The organism is Streptomyces sp. NPDC048442, from assembly GCF_040651475.1.
Lineage (GTDB): Bacteria > Actinomycetota > Actinomycetes > Streptomycetales > Streptomycetaceae > Streptomyces.
In genome coordinates this window covers 21,455-28,712 of the sequence record NZ_JBEZKB010000050.1, presented here as the reverse complement: position 1 = coordinate 28,712, position 7,258 = coordinate 21,455, and the positions used below count along the sequence as shown (strand labels likewise).

6 protein-coding genes are annotated in these 7,258 nt (G+C 67.1%); 5 read left to right on the top strand and 1 reads right to left on the bottom strand.

The features are described from left to right. Positions 1-148 precede the first annotated feature (148 nt). The 5 genes from AB0D18_RS39890 to AB0D18_RS39870 all read left to right on the top strand — a co-directional run bounded on the left by AB0D18_RS39890 (position 149) and on the right by AB0D18_RS39870 (position 6,226). A complete protein-coding gene (locus AB0D18_RS39890) occupies positions 149-361 on the top strand; it encodes a hypothetical protein (RefSeq protein ID WP_362430609.1) in 213 nt (70 codons plus the stop codon). Positions 362-1,573: 1,212 nt separating this feature from the next. Next, complete coding sequence (locus AB0D18_RS39885) at positions 1,574-2,893, top strand: CARDB domain-containing protein (protein ID WP_362430608.1); 1,320 nt, start codon at positions 1,574-1,576, stop codon at positions 2,891-2,893. 153 nt (positions 2,894-3,046) lie between these two features. Next, a complete protein-coding gene (locus AB0D18_RS39880) occupies positions 3,047-3,595 on the top strand; it encodes an NUDIX domain-containing protein (protein ID WP_362430607.1) in 549 nt (182 codons plus the stop codon). Positions 3,596-3,689: 94 nt separating this feature from the next. Next, a complete protein-coding gene (locus tag AB0D18_RS39875) occupies positions 3,690-5,153 on the top strand; it encodes an NF041680 family putative transposase (protein ID WP_362430606.1) in 1,464 nt (487 codons plus the stop codon). A 149-nt stretch (positions 5,154-5,302) separates the two neighbouring features. Beyond that, positions 5,303-6,226, top strand: a complete 924-nt coding sequence (locus AB0D18_RS39870; protein ID WP_362430605.1) for a GNAT family N-acetyltransferase — start codon at positions 5,303-5,305, stop codon at positions 6,224-6,226. Positions 6,227-6,784: 558 nt separating this feature from the next. On the opposite strand, the gene AB0D18_RS39865 is transcribed toward AB0D18_RS39870, so the two are convergent. Further along, a complete protein-coding gene (locus AB0D18_RS39865) occupies positions 6,785-7,255 on the bottom strand; it encodes a DUF5959 family protein (RefSeq protein ID WP_362430604.1) in 471 nt (156 codons plus the stop codon). Positions 7,256-7,258 lie beyond the last annotated feature (3 nt).

Genomic DNA, 7,258 nt, shown 5'->3' with positions numbered 1-7,258 from the left:
AACGTCGGCCTTCAAGACCACAACCAGGTCTCGAAGGCCGACGTCACGCACAGGGCCCACATTCGCCAACAGCATCCGGACATCCGGTGCGGGCCTCCTATCGGGTACCGACCCCGGCCCTGACCGCTGATCAGAACAAGGAGCCTCCATGCGCACCACCGAACTCGCCCAGGCCGCCCGCCTCGGACTCCTGGCCGCGCCCTGGACCGTCCGCCCCCACCCCGAGCCCGCCGACCGCCAGCACCCGTGGCTGTGGTCCTGCACCACCCCCGGCTGCCCCACGGCCGGAGCAGCCGTCAACGAAGGCAACGCCCACCAACAGGCCGCCGACCACCACACCCGCGAGCACGGCACCGCCTGAGACGCCCCCCGACGCGGCCGACAGGCCAACTCGCCTACGAGAACAAGGCGTTCATGTATCCCGGGCACGTCCCGCGCAGCTCACGGGCGGGGTGAGGGAGGCCCGCCTCCTAGCGGTCGAGGAGGTCGGCCTCCGAGTCAGGGATTCGGGGCACCGCACATGTCGCAGGTGTCCGCGCTGGGGTCGGTCGCGACCATGCTCCGTGCCTGGTCGGCCGTGCCGCCTGCGGGCTGGATGGTGCCGATGTTTCCTCTTCACCACGGCCGTGGTGCGAAGTCCATGACCCTGAGCACCTGCCCCAAAATCCCGGCCCCGCGCACCACACCCGCGGGTCACAGGTCGCCTGGACGCCGTGTGCGGCGCCCAGACGTGCGCGGGAGCGCGGCAACCGTACGCACCGAAGTGTCGGCCTGACGTATCTGGCCCCAGCGCTCCCGGCGGGTGTGCTGTCCGAGCGGGTTCGCCGCGCTGGCGGCTGCCGAGCGTGCACGGGGACGCGAGCCGGAGCTCGACCGCATGGCCCTGGCCCACTCGGTCAAGGACCTGGCGGGACTGCACGGCCCGCAGGTCGACTACTTGGACCCGCTCGTCGACCGGTACGTCCAGGGCGTGGTCTAGGATCCGCGAGTTGATGCGCAATGTCGGCTGAGGATGCGCAATGAATGCGCAAATCCGGGGCACGATGCGCATTCGCTACAGCCTGTGACCGTCGACACCGCCCATCGGCAGCGGAATTCTTCAGTGTCTGTGTCTCTTCCTCAAACGCAGTACGTCGGTGGGGTAGCTGGCGGCGGTCCGGACCGGAGGAATGCTTTCCGGGCCATGGGAAGACCCTCCGTTCTGGTGGGGGGTGTCCGCTGTCCTGGGTGGGAGACTGCGGGCACGTACGTGGTGAGATGTCCGCTCTGGCCTGCCGGGTAGTGCTTGTGCTGCGATCTGATCGCGGGCTCCCCACGAGACCGGGGTGGGCGTGCGGGCTTGTACTGTCACCGGCACATCCGCAGTGACCGTGGAGCCGCTCGTAAGTCGTAGGGCAGCCCGGGTCGCCGGGCCTTCAGCCCTGATCGCGGAAGGTCTCCTGTGCGATACCTCAGATCCCGTCCTGTCTCCTTAACTACACCGCGCCGACGTGTCCTGGCGCGCCGGCCAGCCCCTACCGGACTGCGGTGGCCAAACCGTCTGCGGACACTGGGCGCGGCGTTCCTGCTCGCGGTGGCGGGCCTGCTGTTCGCGGTCACCCCCGCGCACGCAGTCACCTCCATCAGTGTCTCTTCCACCACCGTGGCGGCCGGCGACACCTTCACCATCAGTTTCACCGGCACTTCGGATAACGCCCGACCCGGCGCCGGCGAGAACTTCTATTCCGGTTCCACGGCCCTCGGCACGCTGGATCAGTTCACCAGCATCGAGTCGTGCACCGGCAACGCCGGCCCCTGCTTCGAGCAAGCGTTCCTGGGCCCGCGGGTACCGCTAGGCAACCTCAACGCCGGCGATCCGTTCAGTGGCTCGATCACCCTGCGCATCGACCCCGCCACCCCGGTCGGCACGTTCGTCCTGCGCTACCAGATCTACTCCAACACCAGCGGCGGCGAAGGCACGGTGAACGGCCCCACCATCACCGTCACCGAGACCCCCTCAGGAGCCGACCTGGGCGTATCCCTGACCGACTCCGCAGATCCGGTCGATCTGGGCAACACCTTCGCCGACACCGCGACCGTCACCAACAACGGCCCCACCGCAGCCACGTCGACGACCGCGTCGCTCACCCTGTCCGGGTCCGCGGCCGGCATCGTCTCCGCGACCAGCTCACAGGGCTCGTGCAGTATTTCCGCGCCCACCGTGTCCTGCACCCTGGGCACTCTGGCTTCCAGCGCGTCCGCCACCATCACCGTGACGCTGTCGCCGACGGCGACCGGCACGGTGACCGCGACCGCCACCGCGGACGCCACCGAGGCCGACCCCACGCCGGGTAACGACAGCGCCGCGGAGAACACCACCGTCGCCAACGGCCTGGGCTGCACCCTCACGGGCACCAACGGCAACGACACCCTGAACGGCACCAGCGGTGCGGACGTCATCTGCGGCCTGGGCGGCAACGATACGATCAACGGCGGCAACGGCAATGACACCATTTACGCCGGTGACGGCAACGACACCATCGCCGGCGGGAACAGCGACGACATCCTGCACGGCGGCAACGGTGACGACGTGATGGGCGGCGGGAACGGCGCCGACTACCTCTACGGCGAGGCCGGCAACGACGCCAACTACGGTGAAACGCTGCTGGGTTCGCTGCTGTACCTGTTCGACAACGGCAACGACCACATCTACGGCGGCGCCGGAAACGACGACCTCGACGGCCAAAAGGGCGACGACGTCCTCGAAGACCTCTCCGGCACCGACACGATGAGCGGCAACCTCGGCAACGACGCCATCAACGTCCTGGACGGAGTCGGCGGCGACACCGCGAACGGTGGCCTCGGCAACGACACCTGCTCTGCCGACAGCGGCGACACCACCACCAGCTGCTGACCCTCACAACAACCACAGCCGTCCCTGACGGCTGCCGGTGCACCGGCCTCCAGACCGGTGCACCGCTTCGTTGAGCTTGGTATTTAACCTGTGCCCCGTGGGTTCCTCACGGTCTGTGACAGCACTACGGGTCTCTTTGACATCGTGGGTGTCATGAGCGAGTTGGTGGAGCGTGTAGACGAGCAGGACCGAGTGCTGGGGATCGTCGACCGGGGTGAGGCGATTCGCAGCAGATTGTTGCACCGGGTGGCGACCATCGTGTGTCGTGACGTGGAGGGCCGGATCCTGGTGCACCGCAGACCGGGGAACGTTTCGCGGTTCCCAGGCCAGTACAACTGGCTCCTTGGTGGCGCGGTGGACGCGGGTGAAACCTACGAGGCCGCGGCCGCCCGAGAACTGGCGGAAGAGCTCGGTGTTCGTGCCCCGGTTCGGTTCGCCTTCAAGTTCCTCTGCCACGGGGTGATCAGCCCGTACTGGCTCGGTGTGCACGAAGCCGTTATCGAGGAGAACGTGGCACCGGATCCGTCGGAGATCGCCTGGCACGACTGGCTGCCCGAAGCCACCCTTCGGGAGGTTCTGCATCAGTGGCCATTCGTCCCCGACTGCCAGGAAGCCTTCACGAAATACACCGCCCTGCCCAAACGGCCACCGGCTGGCACTCCCCAGGCAGACCGGCAGGGTCGAATAGCCCCTCGAACTTGATGACCCGAGCAGGTAACCGCCGGACGTGAGAGCGGCCTTCGTTCGATCCTGTGCTCCGTCACAGAGGCACCGGAATCAAGCGAAGACCGTAGAGGTGAGTGTGCTGCACGACGATGCCCTGCGCGACGCGTTCGACTTCACGTCCCACTTTCGGGAAGACCTCTACGCCTGCCTCACCCGGCGCGGTGACGCCCTGTTCGAGCTGTGCGACGCGATGCTCTGCGAGAACGGGCCGGTCACGTCACCGGTCGACCTAACGCTGCTGGCCGAACACCGCCGCGGGCACGGCGCCTTGTATGACGCCCTGAACTGCGGTCATGTCGACGTGGCCGGGCTGCGGCATGCGCTAGCGATGTTGCCGCAGCCCAAGGCCGCCGACAACCGGATCGTCCTGGCGGTCGACGTGACCAACTGGCTGCGTCCGGACGCGCCGACCAGCCCGGACCGGCTGTTCTGTCATGTCTACGGTCGATCGGGACGTTCCAGTGACCAGTTCATTCCCGGCTGGCCGTACTCGTTTGTCGCCGCGCTGGAGACGGGCCGCACCTCGTGGTGCCAGCTGCTGGACGCGGTCCGCCTCGGCCCCGACGACGACGTCGCCGAGGTCACCGCACGGCAGGTCCGCCGCGTCGTGAACGACTTGATCGGCCAGGGCCAGTGGGAGGACGGCGACCCGGACATCCTGGTCGTCTTCGACGCCGGCTACGACGCCCCGCGCATGGCCTACCTCCTTACCGGCCTGCCCATCGAGGTGCTCGGACGGATGCGCTCGGACCGAGTCATGCGCCGTCCTACACCTACGCAACTGGAGTACGCCCTGGCCTACCCCCAGGGCGGGCGGCCGCCGAAGCACGGCAAGGAGTTCCGCTTCGCCAGGCCCGAGACCTGGGGCAATCCCGACGCGGAGACTGTGCAGGTCACCGACCGCTACGGCACCGCCCAGGCCATGGCCTGGGACCGCATCCACCCCCGGCTCACCACCCGCAGCGCGTGGATCGACCACGACGGCGAACTCCCCCTCATCGAGGGCACCCTCATCCGCCTCCAGGTGGACCACCTGCCCGGCGGAGGTGACCCACTGCCCGTCTGGCTGTGGTCCTCCAAGACCGGCATGACCAGCGAGGACGTCGGTCTGCGGTGGCAAGCGTTCCTGAGGCGCTTCGATCTTGAACATACTTTCCGTTTTGTAAAGCAGACGCTCGGCTGGACCCGTCCCAAGCTCCGCAGCCCCGAGGCCGCGGACCGGTGGACATGGCTCGTGATCGCAGCGCACACCCAGCTCCGGCTCACCCGCGAGGCCGCCGCCGACCTCCGCCGCCCCTGGGAGAAACCAGCCGAACCCGCCCGGCTCACCCCGGCCCGCGTCCGTCGCGGGTTCAGGAACCTCCGCCCTCACCTGCACAATCCGGCCCGTGCGCCCAAACCCTCAACTCCAGGCCCAGGACGCCCACTTGGATCCAAGAACCGGCGCCCCGCCACCCGTTATGACGTGGGCAAAACGACCAGACGCCCAGAAAGTATCGCGGAGCGTAATCAACTCAAAGCTCACAAACCATAAAAAACAAGCTCAGAAGCTGTGTCTGATCCGTTCATGCCATATCAAATTGGGCCTGGACGGCACTGGCTGGCGGATCGGGAATCACAGGCCTGCTGGTGAGCGAGGTAATCAGGTCGACATGGAAGAACGGATGGCGCAGGGTTCACCCCATGTCTGTTCCTTCCTCGATGCTGTTGCCGATCGGTTACCGCAGTCGATCGGCTACCACTGCTGACGCCCACGCGGTTCACCGTTTGGTCACCGCGTGCGAGTACGAGCTGCAGGGCCGTGCCGTGACCGGCTCCGATCGCATCGCTGCTGATCTCAGCTTGCCTGGTCTGGAGCTCAAGTCCGACACGGTACTCCTGCCCGACTCCGAGGGAGGGCTGGCCGGCTGGGGGTGGGTGAAGGGCCGGCGGGCTACGGTCCACGTGCACCCCGATCACCGAGGGCGGGGTCTTGGAAGTTCGCTGCTCGCCTGGGCCGAGGCGCGTGCCCGGCAGCTGGGAAGCAGTCGGCTCGCTCAGACGGTCTCCGACAGGGATCACGCGGCGGTCGCACTCCTACGGTCCACTGGGTACGCCCGGCTCGTCACTGAGTGGCTGCTGGAGATCGCGATGCCTGTCGAACCAGAGGTACCTGAACCGCAGGGCGGTATCACGGTCCGGTTCTTTCGGGTCGGTGACGAGCAAGCGGCATACCAGGTCACCGAGGACGCGTTCGACGAGTGGCAGCAGCGGCGAAAGACTTACGCGGAATGGGCCCGGTATACGGTCGAACGAGCAACGTTCGCCCCTGCGGCATCACCAGTCGCGTTTGCTGGCGATCAGATGGTCGGCGCGGTGCTGTCGCTGGACGTCCCGGGCAACGACGAAGGGCGCGTCGAGCGCGTCGCGGTACGACGCGACCACCGCAACCGAGGGATCGCTTACATGCTGCTGCAGGCAGCGTTCCGCGCCTTCTATCAACAAGGGAAGCAGACCTGCACGCTGTGGACGCACTCGGACACGGGTGCGGTGTCGCTGTACGAGCGGATTGGCATGACGGTCCAGCGTAGTTCCACGGTTTATAGCAAGGCGCTCACCACCGAGTAGCCGAAGCCGGCTGGCCGTATGGTGGCGTCATGGAGGAGGGGGTGCCCCGGCTGAGACTGGTCGTAGTCGGGGCCAGCGACTCCGGGCCGCGGCTGTGTCGCGGATGCGGTGGTCCGCTGATGCCGGCGGCAAGGGCGACGGCGGTGTTCTGTTCGTCCTCTTGTCGGTCGGGGCATTGGCGGCGGATGCGGCGTGCGCGGTCGAGGACCGATGCGGTGAAGGCCGACGTGACGTCCAGCTGCCCGGAGTGGGGGGCGTCGTGGACGGTGGGGGTCGAGCATCCTGCCTCAGCAACGTACTGCTCTCCCGCGTGCCGCGAACGAGCCTGGCACACGCGGCGCGCGCGGTCCGGGTAGCCGTGAGCCTGCGCGTTTGATGGGGGCTGGGCCGCTTCGGGCGCCGGGCCTGTACGCCCTTCTCTGTCGGGCGAGGCGGTCGGATGGTGCGAAGTATCGGGTGCACAGGACGAGTTGACGGCGCGGTCAAAGAGCGTTTCGTCCCGGCAGGGGTGTTTGAGAAGTAGGCGAATTAGTTGATCTTTGGGGTACGAGTACCGACTTAGCGTTTGCGGTTGGAGCTCCACTCGTAGGTCATGGGAGCCGTTTCCACGACTTCGCTGGGCCAGGTCTCTCGAACGTGCTCAAGTCGCTGGTGGTGGTCCTGAACCCAGGACTCCTGCGGTCCGATCCCTAGCGCGAGGCTCATGCGGTCGGGGTCCTGGACCGTCAACGACAAGGTGCGGTCCTCATGCATGAAGAAGTCGAGACTCAGCCCGCGGTCACCACCGATGGTTGCGCCTTTGCCCGGCGCGAGCTGTGTCAAGTCGTGCTGCCAGGTGTCGAGGTCCTGCTGGCACAGGTAGAGCTCAAGTCTGGCATCGACAAAGCTCGCGGAGACCAGGACATCGGCTTGCAGAATGTCGTGGCCGGTCAGCACTCCGGGTTGATAGCGGCTGGTCACGCGGACGACGCAGCGGTTGCCATCCGCATCTCCCAGATCGATCAGGTTCACCGGGGCCGGTTCAGTCACCGT